General features: G+C 46.6%; 1 protein-coding gene. It reads left to right on the top strand.

All coding sequences use genetic code 11. The features are described 5' to 3' along the window. A partial coding sequence (locus R7O13_RS30255) for an AraC family transcriptional regulator (protein ID WP_318305645.1) occupies positions 1-437 on the top strand: 437 nt, incomplete at its 5' end. Positions 438-539 lie beyond the last annotated feature (102 nt).

The following is a 539-nucleotide window of genomic DNA, read 5'->3' as shown; positions in this document are numbered from 1 at the left end:
TGAGCTCACTGTCTCGTGATAATACTAAAAAACCAATGGATGAGCTTTTACTGCAAGCATTACTGCAATACGCGAAGACGATGTTGGATGCACCAGTCGAGCAGCAGTCACATAGCCGTGTGCAAGATCTCTATCAAGGGATCTGCATCTACATTCAAGAAAACTTCCATCGCCCAATCACGCGTGACAGCATTGCGTCGAGATTCAGTATTTCCTCGAACCATTTGTCGCGCTTGTTCCGTCAGCAGGGGCACATGACCTTGGCAGACTACATTACTTGGGTACGCGTGGATCGTGCGAAGTTTATGCTCAAGAAATACAACTTCAAACTCAATGACGTGTCAGTGCGCTGTGGATTTAAAGACGTGAACTATTTCTGCCGAGTATTTAAGAACCGTACAGGCAGAACGCCGACGGAATATCGTGGTTCGATTTAAGCCTTCAGTCAGAGTGCGTAAATCATAGAGAAGTTTAGGCAAGCAGCCTCGACATGGCGTACATCAGCAGCGCTTGTAAGTCGACGCTGCTTTTTGTTAGTA

The sequence above is a fragment of the Vibrio sp. Y176 genome, assembly GCF_033438945.1.
Note: the sequence above shows the minus strand (reverse complement) of the source record. Positions and strands in the feature narration are given on the sequence as shown.